This window comes from Starkeya nomas (assembly GCF_902703545.1).
GTDB classification, from domain to species: domain Bacteria; phylum Pseudomonadota; class Alphaproteobacteria; order Rhizobiales; family Xanthobacteraceae; genus Ancylobacter; species Ancylobacter moscoviensis.
On record NZ_CACSAS010000001.1, the window covers coordinates 127,539 to 144,818 of the forward strand.

Here is a 17,280-nt window from a genome sequence, read left to right on the forward strand (position 1 = left end):
CCAAAAGTGGCGAAAGCGGTAATGCAGTCAGGCAGAGTGAGGCCGACAGGAGGACGCGGGGCCTATCGACCCAATAATCGGGTCGACGGAATGCCTTCCCGGAGCCAACGGCTCACGGCGGCGCCTCATATGTCGGGGACAAAGGCGGGACGCCCTTGTCCCGCGCAAATAAAAAGCCCGCCAAATCCGCGAATACGGGTTTGTCGGGCTACATCGCCTCTCCGGACGGTCAGCCTCGACCATCCAGCTCCGCCGACGAAGTAAGCACTACTTCGTACGACGAACGAAGCTAAACACTATCGGGACGGAAATTCAAGAGCTCGCTCGCATTAATAATGGCGACCGCCATCTCTTCCATCGAGATCCGCTTCGCCATGGCCTGCCGGCGGATCGACTGGTAGGCCTCGTCCTCGGAAATGCCGTGGCTGCCCATGAGGATCGCCTTGGCCTTCTGGATCTGCTGCATGCTGGTGACCTTGCGCTCCAGCTTGCGGATGCGGCGGGCCTGCTCCTTGCGCTCCAGCCAGAGGCTGCGCGCCAGCGTGATCTGGGTCAGCAGGCCGAACGGCTTGATCGGGCGCTCCACCACCGCCAGCGCGCCGCTTTCGAGCACGAGGGCGAGCGTCGAGGGATTCTCGTAGCCGACGATGGCGATGACCGTCGGTGCCCGCTCCGAATGCGAGCGTGTGAGCTTGTGCAGCGTGTCGCGATCCTCCTGGTCGACCGAGAGCAGCACCAGATCGGCATTCTCCGCATAGGCGGATGGCGGCGGCCAGGTGGTCTCCACGACGCAGCCGATGCGCTTGAGATGATCGACGAGCTGCTGGCCTTCCACGTCGTTGGCGTGGATGACCTGAACCCGCAGCCCCCTGATGTCGCGCAGGATCTGGATCGACATGGCATCCCCCTCAGAAGGGTTCCGCCTGCTCGACGAAATCCGCCGACCAGTCGTCGAGGCTCTGCGCGATGCAATAGGGATCGGGCTTCACGCGCACGCCGGGGTTCCAGATGATCTGGAAGCGCCCCTTGGCGTCGAGCCGCGCCACGCGCGGCCACAGATAGGTGTGATGGTTCTCCGCATCGACCCGCACCCGCCCCTGCGGCGCGTCGAACTCGATCGCCTTGATCTCGGCGATGATCCGCTGCGGCTCGTCCGTGCCGGCACGCGCCAGGGCGCGGGCGGCCAGATGCATCTGGAAATAGGCGGCCTCCGCCGCGGAAGGCACCGGCGCATTCTCGCCGAAGCGGGTGCGATAGGCCGCCACGAAGGCCCGCGCGGCGGGGGTCGCCAGCGTGTCGAAGAAGGTGGCCGCCGCGATATGCCCCTCGGCGACGCCCGGCGCCATCTCGGCGATGTCGGCTTCCGACGTCGCGACGCTGGCGATGGGCATGGTGGCCGGATCGAGGCCCGCCTCGCGATAGGCCTCGTAGAATGGCGCCGTCGCCTGCCCGACGATGGTGGAGAAGATCACGTCCGGGCTGTGCTTCCTGATGCGCTTGATGGCGCGGGAGATCTCCTCCGGGCCGGCATTGAGGGCGATGTAGACCTCATCGACGACCTTGCCCCGCACCTGCGTGACGAAGTCGGCCATGATGCGGTTGGATTCGTAGGGATAGCTGTAGTTCGAGGCGATGAAGAACACGCGCTGCCCGTGCTTGGTCAGCACGTATTTCGCCAGCTGGAAGGCGTTCTGGTTGGGCACCGCGCCGGTGAAGATGGCCTGCGGCGAATATTCGAAGCCCTCGTAGAAGGTGGGGTAGAACAGCACCCCGCGATAGCCGTCGATCAGCGGCAGCACCGCCTTGCGCACGCTCGACATGTAGCAGCCGAACAGCAGGCGGACGCCCTCCAGCCCCAGCATGCGGGCGGCGATGTCGCGGAAGCGACGCGGATTGGAGCCGCCATCGACGTGCAGCGGCTCGACGGGACGCCCGAGGACGCCGCCGGCGGCGTTGATCTCTTCAATGGCGAGCAGGGCCGCATTCAGCTGGGTCTGTTCGATATTCGCCGTCACCCCCGTCGTCGAATACAAAAGACCGACGCGCCACGCTCCGCCAATCACAACGCCGAACCTCCAGCCCGCACTTTCCCCGAGGATTCATGAACGCTCGCGCCGGCTTTTGACAGATCAAATGATGCGCGCACCGCCCAGCGAATAATCACTCTGCCATCGGAATGCCGCCGGGATCGGAAAGAATTCTCATAGTCTAGGCAACAAACCCGCAATATCCGCCGCCCCGGCCTGCGCAGTATTTGTTCGGCCCGTCGGGATCAGCCGGCGATCGCCCGCCGGATGACACGCACGGCCTCGGCGAAATCGGCGAGGCGCATGTCCTCCTGCGGGTTGTGGCTGCCGTTCTGGTTGCGCACGAAGAGGAGGGCCGAGGACACGCCCCGATTGGCGAAGACCGACGTGTCATGACCCGCGCCGCTCGGCATCTCGACGGCACGCACGCCCTCGCGCGCGGCGGATGCCGCGAACCGGGCGCGCAGGGAGGCGTCGAGGATCGCGGGCGTGCTGCCGGTCTTCTCGCCGAAGTCGAAACGCACGCCGCGCCGCTGCTCGATCACCGCCGCCTGGGCCATCAGCTCGCCATGGATGCGCTCCAGCACGGCCGGGCTCTCGCTGCGCACGTCGAGGCAGAAGCCGATCTCGCCCGGCACCTTGCTGAAGGCGTGCTGCGCCGGATCGGTCCCGACCTCGCCAAAGGTGATGGTGGCCCGCGCGCCTTCGCGTTCCAGCCCGTCCCATGTGGTTTCCAGCGCGGCGACGAGATCGGCGAAGGCGACCACCGCATCCTGCCGGTAGGCGCGTGGCACCGCGCCGGAATGGCCGTAGCTGCCGAGGCAGCGAGCCTTGCGGTAGCGGAACGAGCCGGCGATGCCGGTGACGAGCCCCAGCGCGGCATCCTCACGTTCCAGCACCGGGCCTTGCTCGATATGCAGCTCGACGAAACCGTGGATGCGGGCCGGATCGAGATGCGCCTCGCCCCGCGCCACCGCCTCGGCATCGAAGCCGAGCGCCTCCATGTGCTCGCGCAGCGTCCGGCCGGTATCGGCCCGCCGGGTCTCCAGCGCCTCCGCCGGCAGGAGGCCGAACGCCGCGCGGCTGCCGAGATAGGAAACCGGGAACCAGGTGCTTTCCTCGGCGCGGATCACCATGACGGTGAGATCGCGCGCGAGCCGGCGCCCTTCCTCGCGCAGCGCGGCGACGACCGCGAGGCCCGCCAGCACGCCGGCGGCGCCGTCGAAATTGCCGCCATGCGGCACGCTGTCGATATGCGAACCGATGATCCAGCCCGGCAGCGCGGGATCCTCGCCCGGCAGGGTGAGATAGAGATTGCCCGCCACGTCCACCGCCTCGTGAAGGCCGAGTTCCAGCCCGGCGCGCCGGACGAGGGCATGGGCGAATTCCTCGCCTTCGCCATAGGCCGCGCGGGTGATGCCCGGCTCGTCCGTGGTGTGGAGACGCAGTTCCTCGAACAGTCGCCCGGCAAGGGCGATCGCGGCGGCCGGCAGCGCGCTCATGACGCGCCCTCTGGCCAGAGGCGCGGGGCCACGTCGGTATTGACGAGATGGCCCGGCCGCCGGCCGTCGAGCACCTCGGCCACCTGCCGCGCCAGCGCGGTCGCCGTCCGCCGCAACGCCGCCTCGGTCGATCCCGCGACATGCGGGGTCAGCACCACATTTTCGAGGCCGACGAGAGGCGAGGAGAGCGGCAGCGGCTCCTGGGCGAAGACGTCGAGGCCCGCCCCGCCGATCCGCTTCCCGCGCAGCGCCTCGACCAGCGCCTCCTCGTCGATCACCGCGCCGCGCGCCGTGTTGACGAGGAAGGCCGTCGGCTTCATCCGGGCGATCTCGGCCCGACCGATCAGGTGGCGGGTCTGCGGCCCGCCCGGCAGATGCAGCGAGACGATATCGGCCCGGGCCAGCAGGCGGCCGAGGTCCGGCTCGTGCGCGAAGCCAGCGGCGGCGACGGCGGGATCGTGAGCGCGACGCGTCCAGACCAGCGGCTCCATGCCGAGCGCCCGGGCGAGCCGCGCCGTCTCCCGTCCGATGGCGCCAAAGCCGACGACGCCGAAGGTGACGCCTTCCAGCTCCGTCAGCGCGGAACGGTATTTGAAGCTCGCATCGCCCGTCCGCACCGCCCGTTCGCCCGGCCCGATCTGCTTGGCGAGGTGGAAGACGAGCGCCAGCGCATGTTCGGCGACCGAGCGCGCATTGGCCCCCGGCGTGTTGACGACCGGGATGCCGCGCGCCGTCGCCGCCGCCAGGTCCACATTGTCCACGCCGGTGCCGTGCACGCCGATGACGCGCAGCCCCGGCGCCGCGTCCATCAGGGCGGCATCGACGAGCGCGTCGCGGGTCAGCACCGCACGCGCCCCGGCGATCTCCGCTAGGAGCGCCGCGCGCTCCAGCGAGCCGGCCAGCCGCACCTCGTGGCCGGCGCTCCGCATCAGGTCGGGGCCGGCCTCGTGGATGCGCTGGAGGATGAGGCAGAGCGACGCCATGAGCAGCCCCCGGGAGTGGATCGGTCAGATGCCGCGAATGGCGCCGCCGTCGACACGCAGTTGCGCGCCGGTGACGTAGCCGGCCCGCGCGCTGGCGAGGAAGGCCACCGCGTCGGCGAATTCCCGTGGCGTGCCGTAGCGCCCGGCGGGGATGGCGGCGCGCGAGGCGGCCGCGACGGCCTCGACACTCTGCCCGCTGCGCGCGGCGGCGGCGGCGTCCAGCTCGTCCACGCGCTGCGTGTGGATGCGCCCGGGCAGCACGCAGTTCACGGTCACGCCCTCCGCCGCCACCTCGGCGGCAAGGGTCTTCGCCCAGCCGACGATGGAGGCACGCAGCGCGTTCGAGATGCCGAGATTGGGGATCGGCTGGGCCACGCCGGAGGAGACGATGTTGACGATCCGTCCGAAACCGCGCGCGCGCATACCGGGCAGGAGCCGCGAGGTAATGAGGAAGATGGCGCCCACCATGGTTTCGAACTGCGCGCTCCAGGTTTCCGGCGGGACGGCGGAAACCGGACCGGGCGGCGGGCCGCCGGAATTATTGACGAGGATGTCGACGGGCCGCGCCTCCAGCCCGGCAAGCGCCGCGCGCACGCCGGCGCGGTCCGCCAGGTCGAGCGGCAGGATCTCCGCCGCGCCGCCGGCGGCGGTGATGCCGGCGGCCGCCGCCTCCAGCGTGCTCGCGCTGCGCCCGGCAAGAATGACCCGCGCGCCTTCGGCGGCGAGGGCCTGCGCGACGGCAAGGCCCAGTCCGCGGCTCGCGCCCAGCACCAGCGCGGTGCGTCCCCCGATCTCCAGATCCATGGCTCACCTGCCGTGCAGCTTGGCGCCGAGCCGGGCCATCAGCTCGTCGAGTTCCTGATGGTCGCGCGCGGTCAGCTTCGGGCCGGGATGGCGGGTGTTGGAGCAGGCGATGATGCCGCGCCGGCGCAGCACATCCTTACGCACGGCGAGGCCGAAGCCCATCTGCTGCTCGTGACGCAGGATCGGCAGGTAGATGTCGAACAGGTCCTCGGCCCCCTCGACATCGCCGGCGTGGAACTTCGCGCACACCTCGACCAGCATCTCGGGATAGGCGAAGCCGGTCATCGCGCCGTCCGCGCCGCGCCTCAGTTCCTGCGGCAGATAGAGGCCGCCATTGCCGACGAGGATGGAGACGCGCCGGCCCTCGCCCTTGTCCGAGCGCTCGCGCATTCTCGTGATCTTGGGCAGGCCGGAGGCTTCCTCGTGCTTCAGCATGACGAAATTCGGGAAGGCGTCGATCAGCCGGTGCAGCACCGCGACGGAAGAGACCGTGTTGGTCGTCTGCGGATAGTCCTGGTAGCAGACCGGCACGTCCGGCCCGAGCCGGGTGAGCACCTCGGCCCAGTAGCCGAAGACCTGGTCGTCGGTCTTCAGCCCCGGCTGGGGCGCGATCATCAGGCCGGCGGCGCCGAGGTCCATGGCCTCGCGGGCAAAGCGCACGAGATTGTCGGTGCCCGGATTGCTGGCGCCGACGACGATCGGCCGGCGGCCATCGATGCGCTTCATGACGTGTTCGAGGAACGCCCGCGCTTCCGTCGGGGCGAGCTTGGGCGCCTCGCCCAGCACGCCGAGGATGGTGATGCCGGTGACGCCGGCCTCCAGGTAGAAGTCGATCAGGGAATCCGTGCTGGCGAAATCGATCTCGCCCGTTTCCGTGAAGGGCGTGGGGGAGATGATGTAGACGCCCCGCGTCCGTTCGTTGATCTTTTCGGCCGCCATGGGGCCCTCCTCAGATGGCGCGGAGCTTTTCGATGATGCTCAGCTTGACGTTTTCGATGTGGGTCTGGATGCCGGCGCGCGCGGCCTCGCGGTCCTCGCGGCGCAGGGCATCGATGATGGCGAGATGTTCGCGATGGCCGATCTCGAAGCGCTCGGGCACGCGGTCCATGTTGAACATGTGCGTCTTCAGACGCAGGTCCTGAATGTGCTTGGCCAGCACCGCGTTGCCGCTGTGGCTCGCGATCAGGCCGTGAAGGCGGCTGTCGACCTCCCAGTCCTTTCCGGCGGAACGGTCGGGATCCTCGAGCAGCGAGCGGATATCGGCCTCCACCGCGTCGAGCTCGGCGAGGGGGATGCGGCCGGCGGCGAGACGCACGCCCTCCATTTCGAGGATCTGGCGCACATGCAGCGTCTCGATCAGCTCACGGGTGGAGAACTCCTTGACCACCAGCACGCCGCCGGGCTGGCGGGTGATGAAACCCTCGCTTTCCAGCCTGTTCAGCGCATCGCGCACCGGGGTGCGCGACATGTCGAGCGCCTCGGCGATGCGACGTTCCTGCAGCACCGAGCCGACGGCGATCTCCCGCTTGATCAGCCGGTCGAGCAGTTCGTTGTAGGCGGTCTGGCCGAGGCTCTCCTCGCGTTCCTCGCGCGGGCCGGCGACGGGCTTGGGGCGGGCGGAAATGGGCATGCGGGACTCTGCGACCAAAACTCTGCGAAGGGGCGCCCGGCCGCATGTGGGGGGTCGGCCGGGCGCGGCACGGGAGGAGGATCAGAACTGCGTCTTGATCGGGTCCTTCGGTGCGGGCGAATAGCCGATCAAGGGGGTGGTGAGCTTGGCATAGGTGCCGTCGGCGATCATGTCCGCCAGCGCCTTGTTCACCGCCTTGACGAGGTTCGGCTTGCCCTTCTTGAAGGGAAAGCCCTTCTGAACGTGGCTGAGATACTCGTCGACCAGCACCAGCGGCAGCTTAGAGGCCTCGATGGCATAGGCGGCGGCGATGGAATCGGTGATCACCGCATCGATATTGCCGTTCACCAGATCCTGGATGGCGTCCGATTCGGCCTTGTAGGCCTTGGCGGTGGCGCCGCGCTCCTCGGCCAGCTTCTGCCAGGTGGAGGAGACCAGCACGCCGACCGTCTTGCCCTTGATGTCGGCGGGCGTCTTGATCGGCGAATCCTTCTTGGTGACGATGCGCCCGCCCGACTCCAGCCAGCCATCGGCGAACATCACCTGCTTCTGGCGCTCGGCCGTGATGTCCATCGCATCGGAGGCGAAATCGTACTGGTCGGCGGCGAGACCGACGAGCAGCGCCTCCCACTTGATGATGACCGGCTCGTAGGTGAGGTTCAGCCGGCGCGCGATCTCCTTGCCGACACGGATCTCGAGCCCGTCCAGTTCGCCGTTCGGGGCGCGCATGGAAAAGGGCGGATAGGTTCCTTCGGTGGCGATGAGCAGCGTGCCGGGCTTGATCAGCTCCAGTTCCTGCGCACCTGCCGGCGCGGCGACGCCACCGGCGATGAGACCGCCGACGAGAGCGGCGGCGAGCACGGGAAGAAGTTTCAGACGCATGTTTTGTCCCTCTGTCGTCTGCTGTCCTCTGGTCGTCAACGGGCCGCCGCGGCGGCTCCGGTCCGCTCGTGAAGGAGAGCGCATCGCGCTCCCGTTCAGGATTTCATGGCCGCGCGCAGCGCCAGCAGTTCGGCCATCACCGTCGCCGCGACGAGCGCCGTGGTCTGGGCCGGCTGGTCGTAGGGCGGGCAGAGCTCCACCACATCCGCGCCGACGAGGTTGATCCCCTCGATGCGGCGCAGCAGGTCGAGCGCCTCGCGGGTGCTGGGGCCGCCGGCCTCGGGCGTCTGAACCGCCGGGGCGAAGGCCGGGTCGATGAAGTCGAGGTCGAAGGTGAGATAGGCCGGCGCACCCGCCGTGCGCGCGGCGATGCGGGCGGCAAGCGCCGGGATGCCCATCTCGAACATGTCGTCGGTGGTGACGACCTCGTAGCCGAGATCCAGCGACTGGCTCACATCGTCCGCCTTGAACAGCGAACCGCGCATGCCGATCTGGATCGAGCGGGCGGGATCGACGATCCCCTCCTCGACCGCGCGCCGGAACGGGGTGCCGGCGCTGTAGCGCTTGCCGGCGAAATATTTGTCCCAGGTGTCGCTGTGGGAATCGAACTGGATCAGCGCCAGCGGCCCGTGCTTGGCGGCGACCGCCCGCAGCCCCGCCAGCGTCACCGAATGATCGCCGCCGATGCCGAACGGCGTCACCCCGGCATCGACGACGGCGTGCACGGCCGCCTCCAGCCGCTCCAGCGATTCGATCTCGTAGCCCGGCACCACCGCCGCGTCGCCGGCATCGGCGCAGGCCAGCCGCTCGAAGACGTTGATGTTCCGGTACGGGTTGATCGGGCGCAGCATGATCGACATCGCCCGTACCGCGTTGGGCGCGAAGCGCGCCCCGGTGCGGAACGGCGCGCCGGAATCCGACGGCAGGCCGATGATGGCGGCGTCCAGCCCCTCGAGCGTCGTCGCCTGCGGCAGGCGCATGAAGGTCGGCACCCCGCAGAAGCGCGGCGTTTCGAGCGAATCGACAGGCAGGACGCTCATCTTCAAGGGCCTTTCACAAGGAGCGGGCGTAGTGCCGCTCAAGGCGGCCCGCCGCCTGCGAGATGAGCGTGGTCATCAGCAGGTAAATCAGGGCCGTCGCGATGTAGAATTCAAAGGGGCGGAAGGTGGTGGCGATGATGGTCTGTGAATAGAGCGTCAGCTCGACGACCGTGATGGTGGAGAGCAGCGAGGTGTTCTTCACCATCGTGATCGCCTCGTTGGTCACGGGCGGCAGGATCACGCGGAAGACCTGCGGCAGGATGATGCGGCTCATCATCTGCCAGCGCCCCATGCCGAGCGCCTGGGCCGATTCCGTCTGGCCCTTCGGAATGGCGGAAAGACCCGCCCGCACGATCTCGGCGACATAGGCCCCGCCATTGATGCCGAGCGCGACGACGCCGGCGACGAAGGGCGAGAGCCGCAGGCCGAGCTGCGGCAGGCCGAAATAGATGATGAAGATCTGGATCAGCGTCGGCGTGCCGCGAACGAACCAGATGTAGAAATGGCTCGCCTGCCGGAGCGCGGCGAAGCGCGAGACCTTGCCCAGCGCCGCCAGCAGCCCGCAGCCCCAGCTCACCAGGATGGCCAGCAGCGACAGCACGATGACCAGCCAGCTGGCCTGCGCGAAGCCCGGGACGTAGGGCGCGAAGCCTTCCCACCACGAAGCGATGCGATCCGCGATCATGCCGCGCCTCCCGCGCCGGCCTCGGCGCCGTAGGCGTCCTCGTGCAGCACGCGGCGCAGGAACTGCTTCAGCCGCTCGCTCCTCGGCTGGCGCAGCACCTCGCCCGGCGGACCGTCCTCGGCGATCACGCCCTGGTCGAAGAACAGCACCCGGTTCGAGACCTCGCGGGCGAAGCCGATCTCGTGCGTCACCAGCAGCATGGTCATGCCTTCGCCCGCGAGGCTCGCCATCAGCGAGAGCACCTCGCCGACCAGCTCGGGATCGAGCGCCGAGGTCACCTCGTCGAACAGCATCAGGCGCGGCTGCATGGCGAGGGCGCGCACGATGGCGACGCGCTGCTGCTGTCCGCCGGAGAGCCTGGAAGGATAGGCATGGCGCTTCTCGGCGAGGCCGATGCGGGCGAGCAGCTCCTCGGCCTTGGCGACCGCGTCGGCGGGCGCCTCGCCCTTCACGCGGATCGGCGCCTCGATGACGTTTTCCAGCACGCTCATGTGCGGCCAGAGATTGTAGCTCTGGAACACCATGCCGATGCGGGCGCGCAACTCGCGCAGCTGCCCGGCGGTGGGGGCGCGGCGGGCTCCCTCCTCATAGTCGAAGTGGAAGCCCTCGAAATCCATCGTCCCGCCGCTGGGCATCTCCAGCACGTTGATGCAGCGCAGGAAGGTGCTCTTGCCCGAGCCGGAGGCGCCGATGATCGACACCACCTCGCCCGCATGCACGTCGAGCGACACGCCCTTCAGCACCGGATGGGCGCCGAAGCTCTTTTTCAGGTCGCGGATGCGGACGAGCGGGGCGGCCTCCATCAGGCGCGCCCGGTCGCGGGCGAGAAGATGTCGATCAGGCAGTCATGCGGCGTGCGCGCCTCGCCATTGATCGGCGTGATGTCCTGCGGGCAGCAGGAGAAGGCCATGACGATGTCGTCCTCGGCCTGCAGCAGCACATGCGCGCCGGGCTTCGAGGCCGGCAGCAGCCGGTCGAGCGAGCCGTCCGCGCGGACATCGACGCACATGAAGAAATTGGCCGGCGCCGGCGTGAAGGGCAGCGTGATGCCGAGTTCGCCGAGCCCCTCATGCATGTTGTCGGCGCAGGAGCGGTGATAGCCCTCGACGCCGAGCTGGCGGTAGATGTCGGCATTGCAGGCGCACAGCAGCGTGTCGTGCCGGCCCGAGGACGTGTCCTCGACGATCGACACCAGCGGCCGGCGCCGCGTGCTGACCAGCGGCGTGTCCTTCGTGACATAGACGGTGCTGTGGAAGGAGCGGAAATTGTCCATCGAGGTGAACTCGAAGATGTCCCGCTGGCTGAAGGCCCAGAAATCCACCGCCTGCGTGCCGCGGGGATTGGTCAGCTTGAGCCGCTGGCCCGCCTTCAGCCGCACGGCCTTGCCGAAGCCGGCCGGCAGGACGAAGGACTCGTCGAGGTGGTAATCCATCGCTGCTCTCGCGCACCCGATCTTCCCGCCTGCAGCCACTTTCAGGAATGGCTCACGGCGGCATATTTCACTTAACTGTTTGATCCTGCTTGGTATACCCATGGAATTCAAGCGGCATTTTTAGTCAGCGACTGCTCAATTCCTGGGCGAATATGACGGCGGAAGCGCTGGAGGCGGCCCTGGCCGGCCGGGGCACGGGAAACCGGGCGCGGAGCGATTCCGGCCGGCAACGCCTGCCGCCGTTGGCTTTCCGGGCGGTAGCTCCGGCGGCACGGTCGTGGTCTATGTCGATCTGGCACATATCTGGAAATGGACGCGCTCATCCTGTGCCGAGTGACGGAAGAACGTGCATGCCGATCGCCCCCGCCGACGCCCCCCGCCTTCTCGATGCCGGTGACGGCGGCCTTGTTGTCGAATTCGGCGACGCCATCGACGAGGGAGTGAACCGGCAGGTGATCGCGCTCGCCGATGCGCTCGACGCGCGCGCCCTGCCCGGCCTGCGCGAGGTCGTGCCGACCTATCGCTCCCTGCTCGTGCTGTTCGACCCGCTGGCGCTGTCGCGCCGCGCGCTGCGCGACGAGGTGCTGGCGCTGTGGCCGCCGCAGGCCGGCGCGAGCGAGCACAAGGGTTGCTGGCGCGTTCCGGTGATCTATGGCGGCGAACACGGCATCGATCTCGACCATGTGGCGCGCCTGCACGGACTGACGACGCAGGAGGTGATCGACCTGCACGCCGGCGCGGCCTATCGCGTCTACATGATCGGCTTCGCGCCGGGCTTCGCCTATCTGGGCGGCCTGCCGGAGGCGATCCACACCAGCCGCCGGAGCGAGCCGCGGCTGAAGACGCCGCCGCGCAGCATCTCCATCGGTGGCAGACAGACGGCGGTCTCGCCGCCGCTCGAAATTCCCAGCGGCTGGCACCTGCTCGGCCAGACGCCGGTGCGCTCCTACGATCCCCGGCGAACCGGGCGTCCCTTCCTCTTCGCCGCCGGCGACACCATCCGCTTCGCGCCGGTCGCGCCCGCCGATTACGGCGCGCTGTGCCGCGCGGCCGAGGCGGGCGAGATCGTCGCGCAGTGGGAGGCGTCGTGATGGGCGCCCACCTCGTCATCGAGCGGCCGGGCCTGTTCTCCAGCCTTCAGGACTTCGGCCGCTTCGGCTATCAGCGCTTCGGCATCTCCGCCTCGGGCGCCATGGACAGCCTCTCCCTGCAGCTGGCCAACCGCCTCGTCGGCAATCCCCGCGACATGGCGGCGATCGAGCTGACCATGCTCGGCCTCTCCGCGACGGTGGAGGAAGGACCGGCGCGGCTGGCGCTGGCCGGCGCCGACATGCCGCTCTCCATCAATGGCCGTCCGGCCGAAGGCTGGCGGGCCTACGCCCTCGCGCCCGGCGACCGGATCGAGATCGGCGCCGCGCGCACGGGCATGCGGGCCTATCTCGCCATCGCCGGCGGCTTCGCCGTCGCGCCGACGCTCGGCAGCCTGTCGACCCATTCGCGCTCGGCCATCGGCGGGTTCGAGGGGCGCGCGCTGCGCGCCGGCGACCGCCTGCCGCTCCAGGAGGCGCCGGCCGCCCCGCTGCTCACGCTGGCCCCGGAGGACAGGCCGGCGGAAACGGGGCCGATCCGCGTCGTGCCCGGCCCGCAGGACGACCATTTCACTCCCGCCGGCCTCGCCACCTTCCTGTCCTCCGGCTATCGCGTGACGGAGAAGGCCGACCGCATGGGCGCCCAGCTCGACGGCCCCGCCATCGAGCACGCGGACGGCTTCAACATCGTTTCCGACGGCATCATGAACGGCTCCATCCAGGTGCCGGGCAATGGCCGTCCGCTGGTGCTGCTCGCCGACCGCCAGACGACGGGCGGCTATCCGAAGATCGCCACCGTCATCGGCGCGGATCTCTGGCGCCTCGGGCAGGCGCGGCCGGGCGACGTGCTGCGCTTCTCCGCCGTGACGGCGGACGAGGCGGAACAGGTGGCGCGGGCGCATGAGGAGCGGCTTCTCGCCCTCTTCGCGCGGATGACCGAGGCGCCCCTGCCGGGGACGCAGCTTTCCAGCGAGCGCCTGCTGGCGCACAACCTTGTCAGCGGCGTCTGCTCGGCGCTCGCGCCGCTCGACCCGTGACCGGAGCATTCCCCCATGAAGACCATCGATCTCAACTGCGACATGGGCGAAGGCTTCGGCGTCTATTCGCTCGGCGACGACCCGGCGATGCTGGAGATCGTCACCTCCGCCAACATCGCCTGCGGCTTCCACGCCGGCGACCCGCTGGTGATGACGCAGACCCTGGAGAACGCGAAGGCGCGCGGCGTCGGCTGCGGCGCGCATCCCAGCTTCATGGACCTGTGGGGCTTCGGCCGGCGGCCGATCCTCGGGCAGAGCCCGGCCGAGATCGAGAAGCAGCTGATCTACCAAATCGGCGCGCTGCAGGCTCTGGCGCACGCGCAGGGCATGAGGCTCGGCCATGTGAAGACGCACGGTTCGCTCGGCAACATGGCGAACGAGGACATCGATCTGGCGCGCGCCGTGGCGCGGGCGATCAAGGCGGTCGATCCGAACTACATCTTCGTGGTGATGCCCGGCCTGCCGACCGAGAAGGCCGGCGAGGAGGCCGGGCTGAGGCTCGCGCGCGAGATCTATGCCGACCGGGCCTATGCCGCCAACGGCAACCTCGCCTCCCGCAAGCTGCCGGGCGCGGTGCTGCACGATGCCGAGGCAGCGGCCGAACGCATCCTGGGCATTCTGGAGAGCGGCGAGGTGCTGGCGATCGACGGCACGCGCATTCCGGTGCGGGCGGACACGGTCTGCGTCCACGGCGACACGGCCGACGCGGTGGCGATGGCGCGGGCGGTCAAGCGTCGGCTCGACGACGCGGGCTATGCCGTCGAGCCGATGGCGGAGTGGCTCTAGAGCCAATTCGGTGAAAACAGGTTCATCGTATTGGCTCTATCTATTTGATTTTTCGCATTTTCTTCACGCGAACCGGTGCCCGCTTCGCTCGAAAATGCTCTAGGACGGCCGCCCGCTGTCCGGGCCGGTTCAGGAACCGGCGACGATGAGGTGGATGCCGGCGGCATCGATGGCGCGTGCCATCGGCTCCGAAGGCGGCACATCCGTCACCAGCGTGTCGATGCGCGCCAGCGGCGCCACCTCGAAGACCGCCCGCCGGTCGAATTTGGTGTGATCGGCAAGGACGGTCACCTGGTCCGCCCGCTCGATCATCGCCTTGGCGACCTCGGCTTCCTGGAGGTCGAAATCCATGATGCAGGCCGTGTCGATCGCGCCGATGGTCAGCACGACATGCCGCGCGCGGAACTTGCCGATCTGCTCCAGCGCCAGCGGGCCCAGGCTTTCACCCGCGTCGACACCGTAGGCGCCGCCGATGAGGAAGACCTTGTGGCTGTGGCCCGTCGCCATGGTCGCGGCGATGCGCGGGGCATTGGTGATCACCACCAGCGACTGACGGGCGGCCAGCGCCTCGGCAAAGGCGACGGTGGTGCTGCCGGTATCGATGAAGAGCGAATCCTCCGGCTGGAACAGGGCGCTCGCCGCGGCGGCAATGCGCTGCTTGCCGGCGGCGTTCTGCGCCATGCGCTGGGCGAACGGCCACTCCTTGTCCATCTGGGCGCCGGGAAGGGTGATGGCGCGGGCACCGCCATGGAAGCGCCGGAGCAGGCCGCCGGCGTCGAGCCGGGCCAGATCGCGCCGCACCGTCTCGCGTGACACGTCGAGTTGCTCGGCCAGCGCCTCGACCGTCATCTCTCCCGTACGGGCAAGCAGCGCCACGATTTCCGCGTGGCGGGCGCTCGACGGACGGCCGGCGTGCGCCTGCGGGGTGGAAGCGCGCGAAGGGAACGACACGGATTTTTCTTCTCGCTGTGACCGGCCACGTCGCATCGGCTGCTCCGCGACCGCCCGGAAGGGTTTCATAGGGAATTCGGTAAGTCGTCCCGCGAACTCGGTCAATGCGGCGCCACCATGCCCGCCTCGCCCGGAGATCACACCCCAGCAAGCCACAATATGACCGAACGGTCAATTTATCGCGGCGAACACTGCCCGTTTGTCGGCTATTACGACCGAACATGGCACAAAACGGTCATAAACTCCGAAATTCGGTCTTCCCATCTCCACGGAAACCGGTACAGTGCTTGCAGATGCGAAAAAAGCGAGCAAGCACAACAATGGTGCAAGCCGCAGCACGAGGGGATTGCAGATGACCGATTTCCGAAAGCTGACCGCCTGACCGGCCGGCTGCGGCAAGTCCGCGGCCCTTCTTCGACCGGCTTCGTTCCGGGCGGGCGCGAGCAGCGTCCGTTCGAGACGACGCCTGCTTCCTGCGCCGTACTTCTGTACCTCCCGCAGGATTCCGACCGGCAAGCAACGGAGCGACAGCGTGAACGCGGACGACGTGAGCGTCGATGAAGGACAGCGCAGGGAAGGAGGCGCATGGCGGCTGATCGCCGGCTATGTGCGCCTGATCGACCGGATTTCGGATTACGTCGGCTATCTCGCCGCCTCGCTCATCTTCCTGATGGGCGGCGTGCTGATCTTCGACGCCATCACCCGCAACCTGATCAAGATGCCGGTGCACTGGGCGGTCGAGCTCACCCAGTTCACCCTCGCCGCCTACTATTTCATGGGCGGGCCGTTCACGCTGCGCAACGGCGAGCACGTGCGCATGGACCTGTGGTACGCGACCCTCTCGGAGCGCGGAAAGGCGAAGATCGACCTCGTCACCGTCTGGTGCCTGATCTTCTACCTCGCGGTCATGCTGATCGGCTCGATCTCGAGCCTTCAATACGCCATCGCCACCAATGAGCGGCGCTTCTCGATCTGGAATCCCTCGGTGATCCCGATCAAGGCGCTGCTGACGGTGTGCCTCGTTCTGATGCTGCTGCAGGCCTTCTCGCTCGTCTTCAAGCACATCGCCACCCTGCGTGGGGAGAAGCTCTGATGACCTACGAGATGATCGCGCTGCTGATGTTCGCGTCGATGGTTCTGGCGCTCATCAGCGGACAGCTCGTTTTCGCCGGCATCGGCTTCGTCGCCTCCGCCGCCGCGCTGCTGCTCTACGGGCCCGGCGCGATCGACCTGCCGTTCAACCAGGTCTTCAAGCTGTTCAACTGGTACGCCATGCTGACGCTGCCCATGTTCATCTACATGGGCTACATCCTGGCCGAATCCGGGATAGCGGAGGACCTCTACAGAGCCCTGCACGTCTGGTTCGGCAGGTTCACCGGCGGCCTCGCCATTGGCACCATCTTCCTGATGGTCATTATCTCCGCGATGAACGGCCTGTCGGTCGCCGGCATGGCGATCGGCGCCACCATCGCGCTGCCGGAGATGATCCGCCGCGGCTACGACAAGGTGCTGATCTCCGGCGTGGTACAGGGCGGCTCGTCGCTCGGCATCCTCATCCCGCCCTCGGTCGTGCTGGTGCTCTACGGCATGATCGCCCGCCAGCCGGTCTCCAAGCTCTGGTTCGCCGGCGTCGGTCCCGGCCTGCTCATGGCCGCGCTGTTCATCATCTACATCTATGTCAGGGTGAAGCTGAACCCGAAGCTGGCGCCCCAGCTCACCGACGAGGAGCTGAACATGCCGCTTCGCGAGAAGCTGGCGCTGGCGCGGGCGGGCGTCATTCCCTTCGCCATCTTCTTCTTCATGACCGGGCTGTTCGTGTTCGGCGTCACCAGCCTCGTCGAAAGCTCGGCGGTCGGCGCCACGGCGGCGACGCTGGCGGCCATCTACAAGGGACACTTCAACTGGCGGGTGATCCGCGACACCTCGCTGAAGACGCTGAACGTGTCCTGCATGTTCATGTGGCTGATCCTCGCCGCCCTCGCCTTCGGCACGGTGTTCGACGGCCTCGGCGCGGTGAAGGCGATCGAGTTCCTGTTCGTCAAGCAGTGGGACCTCAATCCCTGGACCATCATCATCATGATGCAGCTCAGCTTCATCGTGATGGGCATGTTCCTCGACGACACGGCGATGCTGGTCATCGTCGCCCCGCTCTACATCCCGCTGGTGAAGGCGCTCGACCTCGGCTTCGACAACCAGCTCATCTGGTACGGCATCCTCTACACGATCACCTGCCAGATCGCCTACATAACCCCGCCCTTCGGCTACAACCTGTTCCTCATGCGCTCGCTGGCGCCGAAGGAGATCTCGCTGATCGACATCTACCGGTCGATCTGGCCCTTCGCCGCGATCATGCTGCTCACCATCATCATCCTGATGGTCTTCCCGCAGATCGCGCTCTGGCTGCCCGAGCACATGAAGGTCAAGGGCTGAGCC

18 protein-coding genes are annotated in these 17,280 nt (G+C 68.1%); 5 read left to right on the forward strand and 13 right to left on the reverse strand.

The window, feature by feature from the left end; all coding sequences use genetic code 11:
- Positions 1-289 precede the first annotated feature (289 nt).
- The 12 genes from STARVERO_RS00615 to STARVERO_RS00670 all read right to left on the reverse strand — a co-directional run bounded on the left by STARVERO_RS00615 (position 290) and on the right by STARVERO_RS00670 (position 10,985).
- A complete protein-coding gene (locus STARVERO_RS00615; RefSeq protein ID WP_144341933.1) occupies positions 290-898 on the reverse strand; it encodes an ANTAR domain-containing response regulator in 609 nt (202 codons plus the stop codon).
- A 10-nt stretch (positions 899-908) separates the two neighbouring features.
- Complete coding sequence (locus STARVERO_RS00620) at positions 909-2,063, reverse strand: transporter substrate-binding domain-containing protein (protein WP_159597552.1); 1,155 nt, start codon at positions 2,061-2,063, stop codon at positions 909-911.
- A 209-nt stretch (positions 2,064-2,272) separates the two neighbouring features.
- Positions 2,273-3,529, reverse strand: coding sequence for a Zn-dependent hydrolase (locus tag STARVERO_RS00625; protein WP_159597553.1), 1,257 nt, complete (start codon positions 3,527-3,529; stop codon positions 2,273-2,275).
- The gene (locus STARVERO_RS00630) at positions 3,526-4,512 is read right to left on the reverse strand and encodes a hydroxyacid dehydrogenase (RefSeq protein WP_159597554.1); all 987 of its coding nucleotides are present in this window, start codon (positions 4,510-4,512) and stop codon (positions 3,526-3,528) included. Before STARVERO_RS00630 ends, STARVERO_RS00625 begins: the two co-directional genes overlap by 4 nt.
- A gap of 24 nt (positions 4,513-4,536) precedes the next feature.
- Positions 4,537-5,316, reverse strand: coding sequence for an SDR family oxidoreductase (locus STARVERO_RS00635; protein WP_159597555.1), 780 nt, complete (start codon positions 5,314-5,316; stop codon positions 4,537-4,539).
- A 3-nt stretch (positions 5,317-5,319) separates the two neighbouring features.
- Complete coding sequence (locus tag STARVERO_RS00640; protein WP_159597556.1) at positions 5,320-6,255, reverse strand: dihydrodipicolinate synthase family protein; 936 nt, start codon at positions 6,253-6,255, stop codon at positions 5,320-5,322.
- Between the two features lie 10 nt (positions 6,256-6,265).
- Positions 6,266-6,946 (reverse strand): GntR family transcriptional regulator, encoded by a 681-nt coding sequence (locus tag STARVERO_RS00645; protein ID WP_144341927.1) that lies wholly within the window; start codon positions 6,944-6,946, stop codon positions 6,266-6,268.
- 81 nt (positions 6,947-7,027) lie between these two features.
- Positions 7,028-7,828, reverse strand: coding sequence for a transporter substrate-binding domain-containing protein (locus STARVERO_RS00650; protein WP_159597557.1), 801 nt, complete (start codon positions 7,826-7,828; stop codon positions 7,028-7,030).
- 95 nt (positions 7,829-7,923) lie between these two features.
- Positions 7,924-8,868, reverse strand: coding sequence for an agmatinase (gene speB, locus STARVERO_RS00655; RefSeq protein ID WP_159597558.1), 945 nt, complete (start codon positions 8,866-8,868; stop codon positions 7,924-7,926).
- 13 nt (positions 8,869-8,881) lie between these two features.
- The gene (locus STARVERO_RS00660; RefSeq protein ID WP_144341924.1) at positions 8,882-9,553 is read right to left on the reverse strand and encodes an amino acid ABC transporter permease; all 672 of its coding nucleotides are present in this window, start codon (positions 9,551-9,553) and stop codon (positions 8,882-8,884) included.
- Complete coding sequence (locus STARVERO_RS00665; RefSeq protein ID WP_144341923.1) at positions 9,550-10,356, reverse strand: amino acid ABC transporter ATP-binding protein; 807 nt, start codon at positions 10,354-10,356, stop codon at positions 9,550-9,552. The genes STARVERO_RS00660 and STARVERO_RS00665 overlap by 4 nt, the downstream gene beginning before the upstream one ends.
- On the reverse strand, positions 10,356-10,985 hold the full coding sequence (locus STARVERO_RS00670) for a DUF1989 domain-containing protein (protein ID WP_144341922.1): 630 nt from the start codon (positions 10,983-10,985) through the stop codon (positions 10,356-10,358). Before STARVERO_RS00670 ends, STARVERO_RS00665 begins: the two co-directional genes overlap by 1 nt.
- A gap of 350 nt (positions 10,986-11,335) precedes the next feature.
- Here STARVERO_RS00670 and pxpB point away from each other — a divergent pair, with 350 nt between their 5' ends.
- The 3 genes from pxpB to STARVERO_RS00685 are packed head-to-tail and all read left to right on the forward strand — an operon-like array spanning position 11,336 to position 13,896.
- Entirely contained in the window at positions 11,336-12,076 is a 741-nt protein-coding gene (gene pxpB / locus STARVERO_RS00675; protein ID WP_159597559.1) for a 5-oxoprolinase subunit PxpB, read from the forward strand.
- Positions 12,076-13,110: a 5-oxoprolinase subunit C family protein gene (locus tag STARVERO_RS00680; RefSeq protein WP_159597560.1), complete on the forward strand. Its 1,035-nt coding sequence runs from the start codon at positions 12,076-12,078 to the stop codon at positions 13,108-13,110. The genes pxpB and STARVERO_RS00680 overlap by 1 nt, the downstream gene beginning before the upstream one ends.
- 15 nt (positions 13,111-13,125) lie before the next feature.
- Positions 13,126-13,896 carry a LamB/YcsF family protein gene (locus tag STARVERO_RS00685; protein WP_159597561.1) on the forward strand — a complete coding sequence of 257 codons (771 nt, stop codon included), beginning with the start codon at positions 13,126-13,128 and terminating at the stop codon, positions 13,894-13,896.
- Positions 13,897-14,025: 129 nt separating this feature from the next.
- On the opposite strand, the gene STARVERO_RS00690 is transcribed toward STARVERO_RS00685, so the two are convergent.
- Positions 14,026-14,847 (reverse strand): DeoR/GlpR family DNA-binding transcription regulator, encoded by an 822-nt coding sequence (locus STARVERO_RS00690; protein WP_280178107.1) that lies wholly within the window; start codon positions 14,845-14,847, stop codon positions 14,026-14,028.
- A 532-nt stretch (positions 14,848-15,379) separates the two neighbouring features.
- On the opposite strand from STARVERO_RS00690, the gene STARVERO_RS00695 reads away from it, so the two are divergent.
- Positions 15,380-15,940, forward strand: coding sequence for a TRAP transporter small permease subunit (locus tag STARVERO_RS00695; RefSeq protein WP_244616462.1), 561 nt, complete (start codon positions 15,380-15,382; stop codon positions 15,938-15,940).
- The gene (locus STARVERO_RS00700) at positions 15,940-17,277 is read left to right on the forward strand and encodes a TRAP transporter large permease (RefSeq protein ID WP_159597563.1); all 1,338 of its coding nucleotides are present in this window, start codon (positions 15,940-15,942) and stop codon (positions 17,275-17,277) included. Before STARVERO_RS00695 ends, STARVERO_RS00700 begins: the two co-directional genes overlap by 1 nt.
- Positions 17,278-17,280: the final 3 nt, after the last annotated feature.

Coding starts and splice junctions, on each gene's coding strand:
- STARVERO_RS00630 (WP_159597554.1), bottom strand. CDS start 4,512: ATGGCGTCGCTCTGCCTCATCCTCCAGCGCATCCACGAGGCCGGCCCC.
- STARVERO_RS00645 (WP_144341927.1), bottom strand. CDS start 6,946: ATGCCCATTTCCGCCCGCCCCAAGCCCGTCGCCGGCCCGCGCGAGGAA.
- STARVERO_RS00625 (WP_159597553.1), bottom strand. CDS start 3,529: ATGAGCGCGCTGCCGGCCGCCGCGATCGCCCTTGCCGGGCGACTGTTC.
- STARVERO_RS00665 (WP_144341923.1), bottom strand. CDS start 10,356: ATGGAGGCCGCCCCGCTCGTCCGCATCCGCGACCTGAAAAAGAGCTTC.
- STARVERO_RS00700 (WP_159597563.1), top strand. CDS start 15,940: ATGACCTACGAGATGATCGCGCTGCTGATGTTCGCGTCGATGGTTCTG.
- STARVERO_RS00615 (WP_144341933.1), bottom strand. CDS start 898: ATGTCGATCCAGATCCTGCGCGACATCAGGGGGCTGCGGGTTCAGGTC.
- STARVERO_RS00640 (WP_159597556.1), bottom strand. CDS start 6,255: ATGGCGGCCGAAAAGATCAACGAACGGACGCGGGGCGTCTACATCATC.
- pxpB (WP_159597559.1), top strand. CDS start 11,336: ATGCCGATCGCCCCCGCCGACGCCCCCCGCCTTCTCGATGCCGGTGAC.
- STARVERO_RS00670 (WP_144341922.1), bottom strand. CDS start 10,985: ATGGATTACCACCTCGACGAGTCCTTCGTCCTGCCGGCCGGCTTCGGC.
- STARVERO_RS00685 (WP_159597561.1), top strand. CDS start 13,126: ATGAAGACCATCGATCTCAACTGCGACATGGGCGAAGGCTTCGGCGTC.
- STARVERO_RS00680 (WP_159597560.1), top strand. CDS start 12,076: ATGGGCGCCCACCTCGTCATCGAGCGGCCGGGCCTGTTCTCCAGCCTT.
- speB (WP_159597558.1), bottom strand. CDS start 8,868: ATGAGCGTCCTGCCTGTCGATTCGCTCGAAACGCCGCGCTTCTGCGGG.
- STARVERO_RS00635 (WP_159597555.1), bottom strand. CDS start 5,316: ATGGATCTGGAGATCGGGGGACGCACCGCGCTGGTGCTGGGCGCGAGC.
- STARVERO_RS00660 (WP_144341924.1), bottom strand. CDS start 9,553: ATGATCGCGGATCGCATCGCTTCGTGGTGGGAAGGCTTCGCGCCCTAC.
- STARVERO_RS00650 (WP_159597557.1), bottom strand. CDS start 7,828: ATGCGTCTGAAACTTCTTCCCGTGCTCGCCGCCGCTCTCGTCGGCGGT.